This window comes from Haloarcula sebkhae (genome assembly GCF_014647415.1).
Classification (GTDB): domain Archaea; phylum Halobacteriota; class Halobacteria; order Halobacteriales; family Haloarculaceae; genus Haloarcula; species Haloarcula sebkhae.
The window spans coordinates 1-592 of sequence record NZ_BMPD01000024.1 but is presented as its reverse complement, the minus strand read 5'-3'; the positions used below and the strand labels follow the sequence as shown (position 1 = coordinate 592).

Genomic DNA, 592 nt, shown 5'->3' with positions numbered 1-592 from the left:
GGGGAGGCACAGGGAAACCGACATGGCCGCAGGGCTTTGCCCGAGGGCCGCCGTGTTCAAGCGCGGGGAGCCATGTGGACACGACCCGAATCCGGACGATCTACGCATGGACAAGATGAAGCGTGCCGAAAGGCACGTGGAAGTCTGTTAGAGTTGGTGTCCTACAATACCCTCTCGTGATCTATGTGTAGGGGTGAAAGGCCCATCGAGTCCGGCAACAGCTGGTTCCAATCGAAACATGTCGAAGCATGACCTCCGCCGAGGTAGTCTGTGAGGTAGAGCGACCGATTGGTGTGTCCGCCTCCGAGAGGAGTCGGCACACCTGTCAAACTCCAAACTTACAGACGCTGTTTGACGCGGGGATTCCGGTGCGCGGGGTAAGCCTGTGTACCAGGAGGGGAACAACCCAGAGATAGGTTAAGGTCCCCAAGTGTGGATTAAGTGTAATCCTCTGAAGGTGGTCTCGAGCCCTAGACAGCCGGGAGGTGAGCTTAGAAGCAGCTACCCTCTAAGAAAAGCGTAACAGCTTACCGGCCGAGGTTTGAGGCGCCCAAAATGATCGGGACTCAAATCCACCACCGAGACCTGTCCG

Annotated in this window: 1 rRNA gene; it reads left to right on the top strand. The window is 57.3% G+C overall.

Annotated elements, in window-relative coordinates:
• Nucleotides 1-592: ribosomal RNA gene (locus IEY38_RS21170) — 23S ribosomal RNA — on the top strand; the annotation flags it as partial.